Genomic DNA, 18,840 nt, shown 5'->3' on the forward strand with positions numbered 1-18,840 from the left:
AATTTTGCAGCACCAATCAGCATCAATTCCGAATAACCTTTATGAAACTTTACAACATCAGCTTTTCCCCTACAGGAACTTCCGCAAAAGTAGCGGCTGCAATCGTCCATGGCATCCGTGCTAATGTTGACTGCTGGACTGTCGTCATCGACGCGACACATCAAAGTGTGATATGCGAAACTATCTCAAGAGACGATCTGGCTATAATATCCGCTCCTGTCTATGGCGGCAAAATGTCACCTTTGGCCAAAGAGCGTATGAAATCACTCACTGCCGACGGAACTCCCTGCATACTTGTGGCCGTCTACGGCAACAGGGCATTTGAAAACGCTCTCAACGATATGTCTGACTTCACAACGGGGCTGGGATTCATCACGGCAGGAGCGGCAGCCTTCATCGGTGAGCATTCCTACTCTACCTCCGCGACACCTATCGCCGTCGGACGGCCTGATGACTCCGACCTTGCAGAAGCAATGGCGTTCGGCCACGAAATCGCCCGCAAAATCTCTCTGAAATCTCTTCCGGCAATCGACACAACCGAAATCACAGACCAACCGTCGCCGGCCGAATCTCTCGCCAACTTCCGAACATTTGTAGCCGAATATATGCAAAATCAGAAAGAATCGCCACGCAAACTGCTGCCGGAAGTGAACACAGCCATCTGCAACAAGTGTGGAATCTGCGTGTCAGTCTGTCCGACCTCTGCGATTGCGAGCGACTGCGAAGGCATTGATGCCTCGAAATGTATCAAATGCTGCGCTTGTGTGAAATCGTGTCCTGAAGGAGCGCGCTCGCTCTCGTCGCCGTTCGCGCCGGTATTATCGGCAAACTTCAATATCCGCAAATCACCTGTCTGGAAAATATAGCCTCTCAATGATGTTTGACAACATTGGCTAGACCCAATCTAAAACAAATCAGAGCGTGCCGGAGTTTTTCACTACCCGACACGCTCTGATTAAATTGTCATATATCTAAAAGGTATGCCAACCTTTATTCGAGAATTATCTCGCTGAACGATTCCGGCCGCAGAAAGTCCGGTTCTTTTGACTTGACAGGCGACCAGCTGAGGAAATGAGGCTGGGACGTTCCGGATGCACACTTAAAGAAATTGCCTTTAAGTTTCAAAGGGCCTCCATTATATTCCGCACCGACAAGCTTCAGCGGGATAGCCACGAGAATATCCCATGTGAAAAGCCCCTCAATCTCGCGGAAAGGTCTGCGGCCACACGAAGGGAGCAGAGAGATGCTCGCAATTTCCTCGTCGGTAAATCTAACCGATGAGTCTTCGCCAGTCTGCCGGACGGCATTGACAGTCCCTATGCAATTGAACTCAAAACGTGAATACTCCTGCGAATCAAGCGGCTGTACATAAAACATTACGCATGAATCCTCATAGACAGGTGAATTATTCTCGTAGTTCACCGCACGGAGATAGTTGCAGCGCACAAAGAAGTTCACATAGATATATTTGGCTGAATGTGCGATTGTAAACGTGGTCAGAGGATGATATGGATATTGATCCTTCCAGTTCAGCTCGCCAATGCTGTGGCGTACGCCCGACGATTCGAGACGGTTGAAGATGGCATCCGTGTTCAGAAAGTCGAGGTCTGCGATGAAAGGCACATTAAGTGTCTGTGGCATGGAGAAAATAGTATAGATGATTTGATGTTAGTTATTCAAAAAACAGATCCATGATACCTGTCACGAATCCGACAGCGCCCATTATCATGATTACACCTGCAAGAATGCGGTTCAAAAGCCACATCGAACGGATGTTGAAATGCTTTCTCACCTTGTTGACGAAATATGTGACTCCGAACCACCAGAGCACAGCCCCAAGAAAAATCGAGATATATCCCGCAACATAGTGATAGGCCATGAACTCAGGCGCAAGGAAATTGAAGCGCGCAAAAAGTCCTATTATAAAGAATAGTATCAGCGGATTGGAAAAGGTGAAAAGGAAACCCGTCCCGAAATCCTTCCAGTAGCTGCTCGGCTGCATGGCCGAAGGCTGGAGAGCCCTCGATGGATTCGACATAAACAGATAGGCGGCATAGACAATCAGCACTACCGAACCGATTATCTGAAGTTCACTCTGGTTTGACTGAATGAAATCGGTCACAAACGACAGGCCAAGGCCGGTCAGCAGACAGTAGAACAGATCGCTCACTCCTGCACCCACACCGGTAAAAAACGCAGGCCAACGACCACGGTTAAGTGTCCGCTGTATACACAGCATGCCAATCGGTCCCATCGGGGCTGACACAAGGATGCCGATAAGCAATCCGCGAAACATTATGACAGGTAGGTGTATCACAATCTGCAAAATTACAAAAACCCTTCGATGCCACAAAATTTCTCAGTCACGAAACATGAACGAAACTTGAATGAGTCCAAAAATCAACCTGCCGGAGACAGGGAGAAATATAGGAAACGTCCCGGAGACCTCAAAGGTGATTCCGGGACGGTCATATTGTGATTTGTGGCAGACCTAAAATATAGTTCTTAAATCCGGGCCTCTTTATTTACTCATGAATTTACCGGTGTAGCCTCCTTGACGGGCGCAGGTGCTGTTGCCGGAGCGGCAGGCTGTTGCGCCGGAGTCACTGCCGGTGAGACCGGAGCCGGGACAGATGCCGGGACAGCAGCGGGACTCGTAGCTGTGGTTGTCGTGGTGTCGGCAGGGAGTGCCTGCGGCTCATATTCGGGCGTTCCGTCAAGAATGAAAGCAGGAACTCCGGGCACTTGTCTGATGGGGCTTACAGTCACATCGACCGACTTTCGGTTTGACTTCGGCTCAGGCTTTTCGAAAAGCATCTCGAACGGATATTCTATCGATGGACAGCCTACTTCAGTGATGCGGACTATAAAAGCGAGCTTCTCGCGGTCAATGCCGCCGATACGAAATCCATAGTGATTCTCCGTAATCTTGTTGAGAGGTATGGCATTCGCCTCATTAGTGATAAGCTCGACGGTCTTGAAATAGTTGGTCTCGTCGTTGCGGGCAACATCGGTCTTCACAAGGTCGAATTCCACGCTGATTGTGTCGTTCGGAGCGAGGGTGAAGCGGTTGTTGGACAGTGTCACTTCGTAGTACTTCACATACCACTGCGGAATCTGCACCTTATAGTCTATAGATGTGAAACCGTTATATTTAAGCGCATAGGTATATTCCTGAGTCGAAAGAGTGTCGGTCAGATGGGGAGGTATCGACAGACGGCAATCATAGGTCAGAGTGTTGCGCTCGATGTTGTCGTTTTCGTGACGGCTCTCAATCTGAATCTCGCAATCGTCTGATTTGGAAACAATCGTGGCGTTGTTACACTTGATGTATGATGGCATCGATGCTGCAAGCTTGGCCGTATAGTAACGGTGGTTGAAGCCGATGTGCTCATTGTTGTTCAGGCGGAGTTTAATCTGATTGTCAAGATCGAGATGTATGATGCCCCATTTGTCCTGAGGTTTTACCGCAGCAAACTGTCCCCCGAGAGGAATCACCTCGGCAAACTGCTGTGGAAGCACAACTTCACCTTTATACTTCACACCGACCGAACCTTTTTCGCCGAAAGCTGAAAGATCGTTTGGTTTCTCCACTGTCTCCACCTTAGGCGGATTGTAGACAAAGAGGTTGACACCGGCGTTCTCGATTTTGTCGAGCTGCACTTGTTTGTTGAAGTAGAAATATCCTGTTTTCGAACGAAGCAGATAGCCACCCTCGACAGGATCGAGCGAACTGTTCTTCTCAAACTGCACTATGGTCTTTTTGCTTGCAAGGCTATCGGACGCCACAGGTATCGAAGTCAGAGAGTCAGTGAGCATATATGCCTTGCGTTTGTAGACATACATGGCCTTTCCGTCGCGGAACGACGATATAAACGCCAAATCATCCTTTTTCAATTCATCCTTCTTGTCATACTCTCTGATATGTACAAGTGTCTGATTCCGGTTGATATAGGCATTGTAGGTGTCTTCGGGTTTCTTTTCGACATCCTCGTAGCAGACAACCGCCGCATAACCACCCGAGTAAGGCCTCAAACCGGCAAACGGGCCTGCGACAGAATTTCCGTCAGCATCGAGAAAATAGTAGTGAGTCCCCTTTTTCACCGTCAGGAATCCTTCGGAGAAAAATTCCATGTCGGGCACGAGCATATAGTTGGGGTCAACCTCAACTTTTTTACCCTCGGGATTCACAAAACCAACGAATTTCGATTCGTTGAAAAGCAACGCCTGACCGGAGTTAAAAGCGCCGATGCTGTCGTAGGCAATAGGAAGTAGCTGAGCGCCTTCGCCGTCAAGCAGACCATATTTGCCATTCTGGCAAACTTCCACCAGTCCGTTCTCACGCAGACGGATGGAGTCATAGTCGGGCATAACCTTCCAGTTTGCAATCTGAGCACTCGACGTCACGGCCGTTGTCATGAACAGAGCGGTTAGGATGTCGAATTTTTTCATTTTAATGAATTTATGTGTAAATTTTATTTTTTTGTTGAATGCGTGAGGCTGCTTTAATGTGAGAACTAAAGGCCTATACATATATAATAATAGTAGTCAACTATTTGTTTTCAGGGTAATCAAATTTTTTGCGATAGAACATAAAGTCACGTCCAAGGTATTTCTCGCGGACAGTAGGATTTTCGGCAAGTTCCTCGGATGTGCCTTGAAACAGAATCTTGCCTTCAAACAGCAGATAGGCGCGGTCGGTGATTCGAAGCGTCTCCTGCGCATTATGGTCAGTGATAAGGATGCCGATGTTTTTCTCCTTGAGATGGTAGACCACCGACTGGATATCCTCGACGGCAATAGGGTCGACACCGGCAAACGGTTCGTCGAGCATGATGAACTTAGGGTCGATGGCCAGACAGCGGGCAATCTCAGTGCGGCGGCGCTCGCCACCCGACAACTGGTCGCCGAGATTGTGGCGCACTTTCTCAAGACTGAATTCCGCTATAAGGCTTTCAAGTTTGTCGCGCTGATATTCGGCTGAAGTATCGGTCATCTGAAGGACGGCCTTGATGTTGTTTTCGACCGAAAGCTTACGGAATACGCTCGGCTCTTGCGCGAGATAGCCGATGCCGTTCTGGGCACGCTTGTAGACAGGATATTTCGTGATGTTGAGATCGTTGAGAAATATCTGTCCCTCATTCGGGGTGATAAGCCCCACGGTCATATAGAAAGTCGTGGTCTTCCCGGCTCCGTTTGGGCCGAGGAGACCGACGATTTCACCTTGTGTGACGTTAATCGAGACGTGGTTGGCCACGGTTCGCTTGCCGTATTTCTTGACAAGATTGTCGGTGCGGAGCACCATTTTGTCAGGAGTGCCGACAGGATAATCGCGCACAGGCTCTGACGGAGCTGTTTCTGGTTGCTTTTCTTCCATAAAGGGGAGTTAGAGACTGTGGATGTTTTTTGAGACTGTTAAAAATTTTATTGCACCCGGCGCAGACGCGACTCTATGTAGTCGGTCAGCAACTGTATGGCAACGACGTTGCTTCCGCCCTGAGGCACAATCAGATCTGCATAGCGCTTAGACGGTTCGATATACATCTCGTGCATAGGCTTCAACACATCCTGATAGCGATTCAGAACCATTATCGGAGTGCGTCCGCGCTCCACACAGTCACGGGCGATGACACGGATAAGACGCTCGTCGGCATCAGCATCGACAAAGACCTTAACGTCCATCATTTCACGCAACACGGGGTCTGTCAGCACCAGAATGCCTTCGACAATCACAACCTCGCGCGGAGCGACGGTCACCGTTTCCTCCTGACGTGTGCATGTCAGATAGGAATATGTCGGCATTTCAATGTCGCGTCCCTCCTTGAGCTGACGGATGTGTTCGACAAGCAGACTCCACTCGATGGCCGCCGGTTCGTCAAAATTAATCTTGCTACGTTCCTCGACGGGGATATGACTGGAATCCTTATAGTAGGAATCCTGCGGTAGCACAGCAACCTCTCCGGCCGGGAGACTGTTGATAATCTTGTTGACGACGGTGGTCTTTCCTGAGCCGGTCCCGCCGGCTATGCCTATTATTAACATAATTATTTTATTCTATATTTCTGCAAAGTTAACAGCCTTAGAGCGATTATCCAAATCGAGCCTCGAAAAAATTTGTCGGCCGAGCCTCTTGAATCCCCTGAATATTATTGTCTGACAGCTTCTAAAACACGCTCTTGATTATAACGCTGTTGGCTCTGTCGACCACGGATGTGTCAAGCGATGCGAGATAAATCCGGGTGGTCGATTCGGAGGCATGCCCCATGCCGGCACTTATGACTGAAACCGGGATGTTTTTTGTCTGTGCTATTGACGCCCATGAATGCCGGGCGCAATACAGAGTGATGGCCGACTGGCTTCCTATCATAAGAGCAATCTTTTTCAGGCTGCGATTGATACGATAGGCGACATTACGATAGGCCGCATATGAATCCGACCCGCCACTGCGGAAGACAGGCAGCAGATATGGACTGGATGATGATGGATATTTATCGACTATCGACTGCATCTCGTGAGTCCATGCGATGCATAGTTTCTGTCCGGTTTTACGACGGCGGTAGGCCACATATCCGTCCCGTAGATCCGACTTGCGCAGATAGGCCATGTCGATCAGACTCATCCCGCGCATATAGAAACTCAGCATGAATATATCGCGTGCATACTCAAGATGTGGAGTCGATGCGAGCGGCAGACGGCTTATGCGACGTATATCCACCAGAGGGAGAGCACGTTTGCGTGTGTTGTCAACGCCGGTATAGACCTTCTTGAATGGTGATTTCTGCTCTATTCCACCGCGTTCGACAGCACGGTTATAGACAGCACGGAGTATGCGCATGTAAAACGAAGTCGTGTTGGGTGTCAGCCCGCGGTCACGCAGATAATCCTCATAGCCAATCACAACATCCTGCGTCAATGCGTCAAGCATAATGTCGCGCCCTTCGCGAAAACGGCTGAAGCTCCTGAGTGCGGCCACATAGGTCTCGGCCGTACGTATGCGCCGTCGATGCCTCAGCAATGTTATCTGGGCCGTCATAAACGAAAACAGCGAATAGTCAAGCATAAAAAGTCTGTAGGCATCGAAAATTTCATCTACCGTGTAGTCATGTGATGACGCTTCGAGCACGGAAATGATTCTTTTCAACCGTGCCAAATCAAGCATAAGAGCTTCACGGCAGACTGACACCACCGCAAGGCGCGACGGATTGTCGGGAATCACCGGACGTTCACGCCTCCTGTCCCATTCGGCAGGCAGCAGACCATAGCCGGTGTTAATTGTCCGCGTACGTGACTTATGTGTTATCTGAATTGAAATACGGCCTTCGGCCTGATTGTCTGAGACGCCTTTCGGCTGCTGATATCTGAGTCTTATTGAAGCCATGATTTCTATAGATTTTTTTGCCCCAAGTTACTAACAACTTCACATTATGACGTACACAAAATCGGGTCAAGACATCGACGGCACGTCATGTGAGGGTTTGCTTATCATGATACAATTAGCTAATTTTGCGAAGCGGAACAATCTTCATGACAATGAATCCGTTCTGAGGTTTTCACGGAAGACGGCTTTTTCTATGACTTTTCACCAATCATAAATCCGGCCCTTCCTTATCCCCTATTGCGCTAATGCTTAATAAATTCACAAGGTTCACGCTCCTGCCGGCACTCCTCTCGTCAGCAATCAGACTCTCTGCATCAACTCTATCCGACACAACTGCAACCGTCACCCGCAATCCTATTGAAATTTCCATGTCGGCAGCCTCGTCACTGGCTGTCAACGCCGCTCTGACAGAACTGCTGAAACGTTCGGTGGACAGGATGCGCCCAAACGGCGAAGACAGCCATTCGTTCCCATCGCGCCACACATCGTGGGCATTCACGGCATCGACCATTCTGTCAAACGAACTTTACAACCATTCTCCGTGGTGGGCTGTCGGCGCTCAGGCTGCGGCATCGGCTGTAGGCTTTCAGCGTGTTGCCACCCGTCACCACTATGGCTCAGACGTCATTGCGGGAGCAGGACTCGGCATCGTCTCCACACAGTTCTCCTACTGGCTTTGCGGCAAGTTACTGAACCACAAGGCTGAAAAGCGCCTCCCGGTATCAGACAATGATTTCCGGCCGTCGGTCGCGATGACAAGTGAAGCTGTCTTCAACATGGGTTCGGATATTGCCACCGGATTCGGAGTCGCAATCAAAGGCCTTCTGCCATTGTCACCCCTCTGGGGACTTGCCATGACGCTTCGCGGAAACACCGCTCCGGTTGTCGTCAACGATACATATCTAAATCCTCTCAACGCCTATGGCGCATCGGTGGGTGCTGCCGGTCATTTCAGGCTGCCGGTCAAAGCCTTGGCCATAGAAACCACCCTACAGGCAGGTATGATGCGCCTCCTTGCGGTAAAAGGATGGCCGCACAGTCGCTATGGCTTCGAAGGCGACATCGACACTTCGCTAAACTGGCGTCTGACACCGTCATTTGCCTTCGCCGCAACCATCGGCTACAGGATTGTCTCGACTCCGTCAGCCGTCTCCGCCATGACATTCGGCATAAGTTCCATCGCCGTATTCTGACCACATTATTAATAAATCACAATTAATAAATCACGATATTGATGAACAAAGTCTTAGTAATCGGATGTCCCGGTGCGGGAAAAAGTACATTTTCCCGAAAACTGGCACGAAAGACAGGTCTACCGCTCCACTATCTTGACATGTTGTGGCACAGACCCGACCGCACGACAGTCGCTCCTGATGAATTTGACCGGAATCTGCAAAAGATATTCACAACAGACCGTTGGATTATCGACGGCAATTATATACGCACACTTGATATGCGTCTCAACGAGTGCGACACAGTGTTTTTCTTCAATCTCCCTATCGACGTATGCCTTGCAGGAGTGGAAGCCCGTATGGGAAAGCCGAGAGAAGACATGCCTTGGACTGAGAATGAATGGGACGAAGAATTCCGCCAATGGATTCTGGATTTTCCGAAAGACCAACTGCCACTCATCAGACAACTTCTCGAATCACACAAATCCAACCGCCGCATCATACAATTTTGCTCCAGACAAGAAGCCGACGATTTTATCAACACTTTATAGGGCAATCATAAATTACTACATTCAGAGTCTGTTTCACACTCCACTATAATATTATATTTTCCTATAAAAAATCATGGGCTATAAATTAACGCCAACGATAATGGAGAAATATGCCTGTGAGGGAGCGCACAATAAACTACTGTTTCATAAGCATTTGCACATCACTCCAGACAAGAAAAAGCATTTATCTAAAAATTTTTTCGCTTTTTTTGTTACAATCCGAAGCATGCTCCGTTAAGATAAGTGAAAGCCACTTCAAAAGAGGTTAAAAAAACTCCCCCGGCGAGTGGCTTTTGCGAGTCTGAGACATCAGCCGTTACCATTTTCAGTTAAATTCATCAACAAAAACAAGTGGCTACAGATATTCTGACATCAACCTTCATGGCATTCCGGGCAAAACTCCGCAGTGTGGCTGCCGGGATTGCCGGAACTGACGAAGCTGACGATATCATTCATGATGCGTTCTGCCGTCTGTGGTCACGGCATCCGCTCATCGACGATGAGAAAGAGGCCTTGAAACTCAGCTACACGGCTGTCCGCAATTCGGCCATCGACTCCTACAGGCGCTCGACAAGCCGACCGACAGTCTCAATCGAGGAATCGTCCTACATGCTTGAGACTGACGATGAGACCGAAACCGCCAAGGAAAGGCAACAGACTTATGAAGCCGTCATAAATCTGAGCCGCAGGATTCTCAACGAACGGCAATTCGCAGTGTTCGAACTCCACGACATCAAAGGACTCGGATATGAGGAAGTTGCCGAGACACTCGGAATGACTCAGGAAAATGTACGTGTGACCCTCAGCAGGGCACGCAAATCAATCAGAGAAATCTATCGTAAAACCCAGACAGTATGAAACAGCATGATATAACTCTCCCGGAGCTTCTCGAACTAATCGAACGCTTCTATGATTGCTCGCTTTCAGACGAGGAAGAGAGACAATTACGCGTCGCCATATCGTCGACATCATTTTCGCATCCTTCCATCGACGAGGCGAAGGCATTGATGGGATTCCGTCGGCCGGATGCAACAACCCGGAAAAATGCCACTCCCGTCCGTCAGTCCTACACTCCACGCCGTCGTTCCAACATCCGTATGCCTCTCAGCATCGCAGCTGCTCTCGCCATACTCCTCACTCTCGGCATCAACCTGACCGACAGCCGGACACAGGGCAACGGCAGCGATGGAAAATGTATAGCATATACCAACGGGAAATGTATCACGGACGAAAACGATATCATCAGGCTTCTGACCGACGACCTTCGCGAATTTGACGACGCCGTCAATGACTCCGACCAATCATTTGCCGACGAACTCGGCGACATAGCCCCTATCATCGAGACTTATGAGTCGCCGATTGATTTTTCCGACATATAATCCGACCATCACCTCAACGCTCAATAAATCAATTTTCAATATGAAACGACTATTTATAGTAATGGCAACCTTATTAGCCCTGCGGCTGTGTGCCACGGCACAGTCGGGACTTGAAATCAGCCGTATTTTCGGGGGGAAATACAGTTCGGACCCTACCGTGACCGAAACAATAATGAGTGGCGACCAAAATTTCCTGCGCAGCCACAAACTCAGCACTTTCGCTACGTTCAAGGGCAACGCGGAGAAATATGAGCCTATCATCCAGCCTCTTGTATCGGCTGACGGAGCGCATGCCACCGCCCGCAACGTGCGCTATCGCGACGGAAAACTTCACTACGCGTTCTTCGTGCTCCCTCAGATAACATCTGAAGGGAAAAAACTTAACCGCTATCTCTACTATCTCAACAACGACAGAGCCAAGAAACCGACAGTCATGGTCATCTATTTCGACGGGCCTATCAGCAACGCAAAAGCCGAGGCTCTCATAAAATCCATTATAAAGAAATAATCAGAACCTACGGCAGACTCAAAATCACAGGTCATCATCAATACATAAAGTCAATTCAAACAAATTCACGATATGCTACGCAAACTCCTACTCACAGCTTCAATCATCTCTGCGACACTAACAGCAACCGCACAGACCGACTCAACACAGAGCACACCATGCGACACTCTCCTCAATGCTTCGACAGCAAGCAGCATATATGTCATCTCATCGGCATCATCGACCGCCATAACAATCAAAAACCTCAACGGAGGTCAGGACTCATTTTTCTACAACTCAGGAAATCAGAAAAAGACATATGGCTCGATAACACAGACACAAATCAATTACCCGGATATCAGCGACGTTGTCGTGTGCGAGACTCCCAACGATGTTAAAATTCGTTTTGTCAGCTCCGAAGGAGAACCCTTCTCCTACACTTTTACATTCGCCGACCCCGACAACCGCTCTATCAAATCATATATCGGAACAAAAGGCAGTGATTTCGGATTCACCATCTCCCGTAAGAAATCGACCAAATGGGATGTCATTTCCGACGGACTCGGATTCGGCTGGGGAACGCCTATAGACACCAATACCGACATGGATGTGTCGATGTGGAGAAGCACAGAATTCGTCTGGAACATGATTCTCGGCATCAAGATGACCCACCGCATCCACTCGCTTTCAATGGGTCTCGGCATCCACTGGCAGGAGCTCACCACTAAAGGCTCTAACTATTTCAGCAAAAGCAATGACGGAAAGATATCACTCATCCCCTTTGGAGAAGATCAGACAAGCGGTGAATCACGCATCAACCTTTTCAGCCTACAGATACCTCTGCTCTATGGAATAAAGTTCGGACATAAACACTACTGTGGATTCAAATTCGGACCGGTACTCAACTTCAACACCGGAGCTCACATCGAGACAAAATACTCATCAAACGGAAGCGACTACAAAATCAAGACCGGCGACATCAACCAGCGCAGAGTGACATTTGACGGAATCGCAATGTTAAGTTACCGCGCCATCGGAATCTACGCGCGCTATTCCCCGATGAAACGCCTCAACACCTCGACAGGTCTTGAATTCGGGACATTCTCGACTGGTATCATGCTCGGATTCTGACAACAAAAAAACATAATATAAAAAAACCGGGTCATCCACATCACGTGGATGACCCGGCTCATTCTCATTTCGAACTTAACTTTCGTACTTACTAATAACGAAACGTAATTTAGACAAAAAAGTATGTTTCTGTTCTTACTTTAATCCGATTTGATTCATATAATCCAGCATAATCATTCAATTACATTTTATCATTTCTACTTTTCTATTATGTGTCTGTTGTCTAAATTAATAATTCTGTGTCAAAGATTTGTTATGCTTTGTAGCATTCATCGGGAAGGGGAACACCCAGATTGGAGAATCAGGTGAAAGAGAGTAAGTCCCGAGCCCGAGCGAAGAGAGGTCGCGGACGATAGTAGTCTTATAGGCTTCCTCCGAGTTCCAGCGCTTACGGTCAAAGAAATTCTCGAAAGTCTTGATGAACTCGAAACGCTTGCTGTCCTGAAGGAGCTTCATGGCATCAGCCTCGGTAAGACCGGTCTTTTCAGCATAGATTTCAGGATTTTCGATGCGAGAGGCACGAACCTTGTCAAGCTGAGTGAGACCTTCGGTGATTTTACCTGAGCGAATCAGACACTCAGCCTTGATGTAGTACATCGACTCTGAACGGAGTCCCCATACATTCCAGCGGGCATCACCGATGTTTGACTGGAGAGACCCTTCAGGAACGGTCGGGTAAGGACTGCCCCAAGCAGGCTCCATATGCGGCTCTGCAAGATAATATTTGAACACATAGTCGTTGGGGTCAATGCAAGCCGCAACTTCGGGAGAAATCAAATAGCCATAAAAATCGCCAAGATTTGAATTATCCTGATAAATCAGATAATAGTTGCTCGGACAGTTATAGTCGAGAACCCATTTTCCTGAATTTTTTACCGGCGAGCGGTCTTCAAGTCGGCTGTTAACCTTAAGAGCAAGTTCGGCATATTTGAGGGCTTCGTCATAGCGCTTCATCTGGAAAAGCACGCGAGCACGGACACCATAACCGAAGTCAAGACCGAAACGGCAGACGTTATCAACACTGGACGGTATGAGCTTTGCAAGGACCTCATCAGAGCAGTCCTCAAGAATTCTTTCGTAAGTTTTCTTCAGATTGAGCTTTGTTTTCTCTTCGCCGGAATTGGTGTTGTCGACATAAGGCACACCACCGAGCTGCTCGGCTTTAGCTTCGTCATATTGCTGCGCATACAGACCGACAAGGAGAAAATGATACCATGCACGACGCACACGCGCTTCGGCTACAATCTGGTCTTTTCTCTCAGATGTTCCACCGTCAGCACCGGGCACTTTTGAGATGACCGTGTTCATATAGTTTATTTTCTCATAGAGATTTGAATAGCGGTCATCTGAATCCGTAAGGTCAGCGCGGTCGATACTCTCATCGTATGTAAAATAAGCGTAACGGAGACTATTGTCATTATTGATATAGTCTGCGACACCATTCCAAGGGCGATAAGAGTTATTGCATATGACATCAAGATCAAAATAATCTCTACCGCTCCAGATGTAAGGCGCTCCGTTAAGAAGAGTTTCAAGTTCATCAACAGTGCTTAGCGTTGAATCACCATAAGGTTTTATATCAAGCTTGTCGTCACACGAAGTCATGAGTACGGCAAGTGACGCAAGTGTCAGAAATATTTTTTTCATTGTTGTTGAGGCATTTTAGAGGTTGAACATAAGGCTCATAGTGTAGCTGCGGGGAGTCTTGTCCCTATGCGTACCGTTTGAAAGGAGATAGGCTTCGGGATCAATTCCCATGCTATTGCGCGCCCATGTCGCAATGTTGTTCATCTGCAGACGGATACGAAGATCATTGAGACCGATTTTGTGGCAGAGTTTTGGATCGAAACTGTAGCTTAACACGAGGTTACGGAACTTCATATAGTCGGCATGCTTGACAGCGGTGTTACGGAGAGTGCCTATTGAAATGTTGCTGCCGTTTTTGGTCGACATCCAGCCGTTAGCGGGGACTTCGTCGCCATTCCAGTAGCGGAGAAGGTCGCGAGAGAAAGCTGCATTACCGAAAGCGCCCTTGTAACCGGCTGTTCCGGCTGTCATGCTTGACCATGCATCGTTGTCAGTTCTCATATAGTGACCTCCATAGAAGGCAAACATTGCAGATAGCGAGAAACCGTTCCAACGGATTTCGGGAGTCAGAGAGCCTGAGATTTTCGGGACAGTTGTGCCTGAGAAAATAACATCATCCATTGTGAAGGTCGAACTTGAGGTCGAGGTTGTCTGCACTTCACCGTTTTTGTCATACCAACCGACGAAAATTGTGCCGTCCTTGTCAACCAGACCTGCATAGTCGATAGAGAAGAGTGAGTTTAGAGGATAACCCTTGTGATAGCTCATACCGAGGAATTCACTTGCAGAAGTCGGGTATCTGCGGAGATCTGTCACCTTATTATTATTGTAGGCGATGTTGAATCCGAGACTGACAGCGATGTCATTGCGGCGACGTGCCTGCAGAATCTGACCGTCGAGCTGGAGTTCGACACCTGTATTAGTCATCTTGGCGCTGTTGATGGTCTGTGTGGTCCAGCCGGTTGTCGGGTCAAGTTCGGCAGATGTGAGGATATCAGAACCATTCTTGCGATAGAAATCGAATGTACCGGCGAGACGATAACCTAAGAAAGCGAAATCAATACCTGCATTCCATGTTGCGGTCTTCTCCCAACGGAGCTGGTCATTCGGTGGAGTGTTAAGAGTTCCATAGAGATTACCGAACTGGTTGGTAGCCATGCTTGCTGTAAGGTATGACGACACTGAGTTGTCGATATTACCGGTCAGACCATAGCTTGCACGGAACTTGAGTACGTTGAGCCAAGTGAACGGGCGGAGGAACTCTTCGTTGTGGATGTTCCATGAAGTACCGGCCGACCACAGCGGCTTGCCACGGAATTTCGGGTCTGTACCAAACATGTCAGCTTTGTCGACACGATAGCTTCCGGAGATTGAATAGCGGCTGTCATACACGTAATTTCCGGTAAAGTAGTATGAATAATAACGGTGAAGGGTTTCGGATGTTTTGAATGTCACAGGCGCTCCGTAGGGAGTATAGTTTGAACCCATCACGCCGACAGTCGGTTTGTTGATGTACTCCCAGTTAGTAATCATGTTGAGGTTAGAGCTTGTCTGACGGTCATAGCCGTAATAGCCGCCCTGCTCCCATGAGGTATGAGTCTGACGATATTCAAAACCGGCAAGGAAATCAATAGCATGTACTCCGAGGAACTCACGGTTATAGCGTGTCTGTGCTCGGAAAGTGTAATACTGACTTTGAGTGGTTCTTTCGGTAAGAGCGTCGCCATCGGGGATATTGTGGATAGTCTTGTTGATGGTGACAGGATCTTTATAGAAGTGGTCGGGGTTTCCGTCCCATCCGGTGAAATCCCAATTGAAAGGATCGGGAGTATCGACCCATTCGATCACAGAAGAAGTGGTGGTATAGCGATTGAAGAGGCTGCGCATGAACTGGGAGTCCTTGCTATACTGGGTAGTATTGCGTGAGAAGATGTCCTCATACTGGAACTGAGCCTGCGCAGTCCATCCCTTGACAGGGAGACGGAAAAGAGCCATGACATTAGTACGCACATTGGTATAGCGCGACTTGTCTGTATTGTAGCCCCTTTCGATTTCATCGGCGACATTATAGGTCACATCCTTAAGTTCATATTCAGGATTTTTGAGCACTTCTTCACCGGGATAGATGTCGGCCTCCATTCGAGCGCGAGTCCCATCGGGATTATACATCGACTGGTACGCAAGGAATGAATTGATATTTCCGTAGCTGCCGAGGCTATGCCCCTTTGTACGGTTGTTGAGCACATTGATGCTGAAATTCATGTCCATCCACGAAGCAACCTTGAGATCACCAAGATATTTGAGAGAGAGCGACGAGGCATCGTAACCTTTTATGCCGCCGTTGTTGCCGTTCCAGTTGATAACGATGTTTGACGAAAGAGTGTTGCCGCTCACACGCAGAGCGAGATTGTATTGCTGCGAAACCTGAGTGCGGTCATGGACTTTCTGATACTCCTTGCGGTAGTCATTGCGGCTCCACTGGTCAAAAGTACGGTTCATTTCCTCGTCACTGATATTGCCACGATTGTTTTCAAGGAGAACACGCATCACCTGTGTAAGCTCGTTGGCCTTGCCTCGATCAAGCAGATTGAAATTATCCTCAATGCTCTTGGGATTGTTTTTGAGCATCGCATCGAAATTGTATTTTTCGAGCTGTATGAGGTCAGCAGCCGAAGCCCAGTTGTAATTGTCGTAATTCATCTTCTCGCTGATCTGAAGATCGGCGTTGAAGTCTACACTGAGTTTCTGCGACTTGGCCTTTTTGCTTGTAATGACGATGACACCGTTTGAAGCACGTGCGCCATAGATTGAAGCGGCTGCCGCATCCTTAAGGATAGTTATGTTCTCAATATCATAAGGATTGATGGTGTTCATGCCTCCTTCAATCGGAAGACCGTCGACAACCACAAGCGGAGACTCCTTGGCGTTAAACGTACTCTTGCCTCGGATTGTAATAGCGTTCTCGTCGTTGGAGTTGGATTTGGGATCATAAACCACACCCGGGACTTTGCCCTCAAGGTTCGAGGTAATATCACCGGTGTAACGCTTGTCCATATCCTCTGCGCGGATTATCTGATAAGAACCGGTAGCATTTTCACGCTTGATGTTCTGATAACCTGTCACAACCACTTCCTCCATCATATTGGGGATGGCCTCCATGTGGATACGGATATACTTGAAGTCTTTATCAACCTTGACCTGCTGAGTCTTCATTCCGACATAGGAGAATACAAGGGTGATATTAGGTTTCGAAGCTAAAAGGGTAAAATTGCCATCAACATCAGTTGACGTACCCTTGCTTGTGCCCTCAATCATAACTGTAACACCGGCAAGAGGCTCGCCAGTATCATCAAGCACTGTACCTGAGACTGTTTTATTCTCTATCTTGTTAATGTCGGCACTTACAGAGTTGGTCGCATTGCTTTGGGCATTGAGACCCAAAGGCATCGTAAGCGACATCATTCCGGCAAATAGATATGTGATTGGTTTATTCATAATGTAAATTGGATAATGAACGGTTTATAGATCCATTGACTTTATTTGTTTGATATCGCATCGTTGAGAATTGTGTCAATATCGGCATTTGACGGACGGGCGGCATCGATTGCTATAAATTTGCCGTCCTTGCCGATAAGGAGGAAACGTGGAATACCTGAAATACTCATTGCATTCATGAATTCATCACCCGAAGCCTTATCAAAAATATACTGTGGCCATGCCGGATTGTCGCGCTCAAGTTTCTTGAGCCATGCCTGACGGTTGTCGTCGCGGGAGATGCTGACAAAAGTGATGGCATCATTGCCTTTGAAACGTTCAACGAGCTTGTCCATATGAGGAATCTCACGGCAGCACGGGCCACACCATGTCGCCCAGATGTCAATGTAGACCACAGTCTTGCCGAGGAGTTCAGAAAGTTTGCACTTGCTTCCGTCGGGGGCAATGAGAATGGGGTCAGTAGGCACGGCATCACCATTGTTGACTTTCGGCTTCATACTCTCATAGACCTTAAGCAAATGCTCTCTGATTTTAGGAGCGCGTGAGAGCTGGGGCTCGACGGCTGCTAAAAAATCACGGACATCGTCATCAGACGGACGGTCCACCATCATATACATCGAGCCAAGTGAATTCCAAATACTTTTTTTGTTAGCTTCATTTGTCAGCACGCTATCGACAGCAGCAAACTGGTTGATTATATAGTCTCTGACCGTATTACCTTTCATCGACCTGTGGATATCGGAAGAATTATACCAGTAATTCAGCGTGCCGGTGAGACGTGATATATCCGAATTCGGATCTATTCCGGCGATTATGGCCTCGGCCTGAGCCTTATGCTCGTCTGAATTGTCCATGCTCAAAAGCATCAGAAGCACCTGATTATAGTAAGAATCAGTCATGGCCGAATAGCGCGAACGCGCAGGCTCGCTGATAGCAGGCAGGAACGCCTTGGCTTTATCTCTCTCCGAGTTGAGTTTGTTAAGATAGTCGGCAAATACAAACGGGACATCGTGACTCGGTTTGTAATTCATAGGATAGAAAGCCTGCATGTAGGCATTGATAAATTTGTTTTCTGCAACATTGTCGCCACTGAAAGCAACCGAACGCCCATCAATATTCATGACAGTTGTCGACCCATTTTTCAGATATGCACCGAAAGGCTGTCCGCCGACATAGACCAGAGCCTCAACAGCATCGACAGGCAGCGTGCAGTCAATCGCAAAAGTTCCGTCGGGAGAAGTAGTGACTGTCTCGACATAATTGTCACCGTCATAATCATAGACGATGGTCACTTCTGACGGTTCAGAAACACTTAGTTTTCCTTTGAGCAAAGGCCCGCCATCGGCTGCAAAGGCCTTTGTAGAAATAAGGCTGAAAAGAATGAGAACTGACAAAACTCTCATATACGAATTGAACATAAAAAAATACTATATTTGACAGGTTACTATTAAGTTCGGCTTTCCATCGCAAATATAGAATTATGGCCGTAAAACGACAAAATTATTGTTTTCGGAATCGTAAAATTGAGATTTAAGGAATGTATTTTAACTAAATTACTTAAAATTACGTGAGTTCGATATAAGCAATAGACCATTCAACAATAACACAATCAGCCATTTAGTTTTGCACTAAATGGCTGATTTTCTTGGCATTCTCGCGA

The 18,840-nt window shown here is 47.8% G+C and carries 16 protein-coding genes; 7 read left to right on the forward strand and 9 right to left on the reverse strand.

Annotated features, from left to right (window positions below):
- Positions 1 to 41: 41 nt before the first annotated feature.
- The gene (locus tag QZ311_RS04645; RefSeq protein ID WP_297064632.1) at positions 42 to 866 is read left to right on the forward strand and encodes a 4Fe-4S binding protein; all 825 of its coding nucleotides are present in this window, start codon (positions 42 to 44) and stop codon (positions 864 to 866) included.
- Positions 867 to 990: 124 nt separating this feature from the next.
- On the opposite strand, the gene QZ311_RS04650 is transcribed toward QZ311_RS04645, so the two are convergent.
- From QZ311_RS04650 to QZ311_RS04675, 6 genes are all read right to left on the reverse strand, one after another.
- Complete coding sequence (locus QZ311_RS04650) at positions 991 to 1,641, reverse strand: carbohydrate-binding family 9-like protein (RefSeq protein ID WP_297064634.1); 651 nt, start codon at positions 1,639 to 1,641, stop codon at positions 991 to 993.
- A 31-nt stretch (positions 1,642 to 1,672) separates the two neighbouring features.
- Positions 1,673 to 2,317 (reverse strand): LysE family transporter, encoded by a 645-nt coding sequence (locus QZ311_RS04655; protein ID WP_297064636.1) that lies wholly within the window; start codon positions 2,315 to 2,317, stop codon positions 1,673 to 1,675.
- Between the two features lie 212 nt (positions 2,318 to 2,529).
- Complete coding sequence (locus QZ311_RS04660) at positions 2,530 to 4,452, reverse strand: WG repeat-containing protein (RefSeq protein ID WP_297064638.1); 1,923 nt, start codon at positions 4,450 to 4,452, stop codon at positions 2,530 to 2,532.
- Positions 4,453 to 4,552: 100 nt separating this feature from the next.
- Positions 4,553 to 5,305 carry an LPS export ABC transporter ATP-binding protein gene (gene lptB / locus QZ311_RS04665; protein WP_297064682.1) on the reverse strand — a complete coding sequence of 251 codons (753 nt, stop codon included), beginning with the start codon at positions 5,303 to 5,305 and terminating at the stop codon, positions 4,553 to 4,555.
- Between the two features lie 119 nt (positions 5,306 to 5,424).
- Positions 5,425 to 6,042: a uridine kinase gene (gene udk, locus QZ311_RS04670; RefSeq protein ID WP_297064641.1), complete on the reverse strand. Its 618-nt coding sequence runs from the start codon at positions 6,040 to 6,042 to the stop codon at positions 5,425 to 5,427.
- Positions 6,043 to 6,163: 121 nt separating this feature from the next.
- A complete protein-coding gene (locus QZ311_RS04675; protein WP_297064644.1) occupies positions 6,164 to 7,378 on the reverse strand; it encodes a site-specific integrase in 1,215 nt (404 codons plus the stop codon).
- A gap of 245 nt (positions 7,379 to 7,623) precedes the next feature.
- On the opposite strand from QZ311_RS04675, the gene QZ311_RS04680 reads away from it, so the two are divergent.
- The 6 genes from QZ311_RS04680 (at position 7,624) to QZ311_RS04705 (ending at position 12,098) form a co-directional block, all read left to right on the forward strand.
- On the forward strand, positions 7,624 to 8,571 hold the full coding sequence (locus QZ311_RS04680) for a phosphatase PAP2 family protein (protein WP_297064648.1): 948 nt from the start codon (positions 7,624 to 7,626) through the stop codon (positions 8,569 to 8,571).
- A 41-nt stretch (positions 8,572 to 8,612) separates the two neighbouring features.
- Complete coding sequence (locus QZ311_RS04685; protein ID WP_297064651.1) at positions 8,613 to 9,101, forward strand: hypothetical protein; 489 nt, start codon at positions 8,613 to 8,615, stop codon at positions 9,099 to 9,101.
- Positions 9,102 to 9,452: 351 nt separating this feature from the next.
- Positions 9,453 to 9,959: a sigma-70 family RNA polymerase sigma factor gene (locus QZ311_RS04690; protein WP_297064655.1), complete on the forward strand. Its 507-nt coding sequence runs from the start codon at positions 9,453 to 9,455 to the stop codon at positions 9,957 to 9,959.
- On the forward strand, positions 9,956 to 10,480 hold the full coding sequence (locus tag QZ311_RS04695; RefSeq protein ID WP_297064657.1) for a hypothetical protein: 525 nt from the start codon (positions 9,956 to 9,958) through the stop codon (positions 10,478 to 10,480). The genes QZ311_RS04690 and QZ311_RS04695 overlap by 4 nt, the downstream gene beginning before the upstream one ends.
- A gap of 61 nt (positions 10,481 to 10,541) precedes the next feature.
- The gene (locus QZ311_RS04700; protein ID WP_297064659.1) at positions 10,542 to 10,988 is read left to right on the forward strand and encodes a DUF6108 family protein; all 447 of its coding nucleotides are present in this window, start codon (positions 10,542 to 10,544) and stop codon (positions 10,986 to 10,988) included.
- Positions 10,989 to 11,060: 72 nt separating this feature from the next.
- Positions 11,061 to 12,098 carry a hypothetical protein gene (locus QZ311_RS04705; RefSeq protein WP_297064660.1) on the forward strand — a complete coding sequence of 346 codons (1,038 nt, stop codon included), beginning with the start codon at positions 11,061 to 11,063 and terminating at the stop codon, positions 12,096 to 12,098.
- A gap of 228 nt (positions 12,099 to 12,326) precedes the next feature.
- Here QZ311_RS04705 and QZ311_RS04710 read toward each other — a convergent pair whose 3' ends face one another.
- The 3 genes from QZ311_RS04710 to QZ311_RS04720 are packed head-to-tail and all read right to left on the reverse strand — an operon-like array spanning position 12,327 to position 18,574.
- On the reverse strand, positions 12,327 to 13,745 hold the full coding sequence (locus tag QZ311_RS04710) for a RagB/SusD family nutrient uptake outer membrane protein (RefSeq protein ID WP_297064663.1): 1,419 nt from the start codon (positions 13,743 to 13,745) through the stop codon (positions 12,327 to 12,329).
- A gap of 15 nt (positions 13,746 to 13,760) precedes the next feature.
- Positions 13,761 to 17,180 carry a SusC/RagA family TonB-linked outer membrane protein gene (locus QZ311_RS04715; protein ID WP_297064666.1) on the reverse strand — a complete coding sequence of 1,140 codons (3,420 nt, stop codon included), beginning with the start codon at positions 17,178 to 17,180 and terminating at the stop codon, positions 13,761 to 13,763.
- A 41-nt stretch (positions 17,181 to 17,221) separates the two neighbouring features.
- The gene (locus tag QZ311_RS04720; RefSeq protein WP_297064669.1) at positions 17,222 to 18,574 is read right to left on the reverse strand and encodes a TlpA disulfide reductase family protein; all 1,353 of its coding nucleotides are present in this window, start codon (positions 18,572 to 18,574) and stop codon (positions 17,222 to 17,224) included.
- Between the last annotated feature and the right edge of the window lie 266 nt (positions 18,575 to 18,840).

It is taken from the genome of uncultured Duncaniella sp., assembly GCF_910578445.1.
Classification (GTDB): domain Bacteria; phylum Bacteroidota; class Bacteroidia; order Bacteroidales; family Muribaculaceae; genus Duncaniella.